1 protein-coding gene is annotated in these 697 nt (G+C 42.8%); it reads left to right on the forward strand.

The window, feature by feature from the left end:
* Positions 1–37: 37 nt before the first annotated feature.
* Positions 38–697 (forward strand): glucosaminidase domain-containing protein (locus tag R8N47_RS25290; protein ID WP_318186120.1); only part of this gene is annotated, 660 nt, incomplete at its 3' end.

Below are 697 nucleotides of genomic sequence, written 5' to 3' on the forward strand. Positions count from 1 at the left end.
AATGATAACGATCACGATGGTAAATCTCAGGTGTTTAATGCCTAAATCTTTAAAATTAATGACTTTACGAGTGGCGGCTGCCTGTATAGCCGCCACTTTTATTTCGGTAGGTCCATATTTGCATTACGACCGCCAGTTCAAAAGCGCGAATGATCCTAATGTTGTTCAAGGTCCGGTGAAACATCCTGATTTGTCGCACTTGCCCTACATTGGGGACATTCCAGACTTTAACTCTATCAAAGACGCCAAAGAAAAAAAGGCGGCATTTTTCGATTTCTTACGGCCTAAAATCGCACTAGAAAATCACAGGATTGAAAAAGAACGTGCTTTTCTAAGCTCTCTTGAGATTGGAGAAGTGTCGCCGGACGAAGAAGCTTACGCAGAAAGATTAGCGCAGTTATATGGGTTTCCTCTTCATGATGGTCATATTGATGAAGCTTGGCTGACTGAAATGTTAAAGCGAGTCAATGTTTTACCAGAAGCATTAGTGCTAACTCAAGCTGCCAATGAATCCGCGTGGGGTACTTCTCGTTTTGCTACTCAAGCAAACAACTTGTTCGGCCAATGGTGTTATAAACAGGGCTGCGGAATTGTGCCTGCTCAGCGTGCTGCAGGAAAAACTCACGAAGTTCAAAAATTCGATTCAGTTCAGCAGTCAATTCATGGCTACTTTATGAATGTGAATCGCAATCCAGCT

The sequence above is a fragment of the Vibrio sp. 2132-1 genome, from assembly GCF_033344315.1.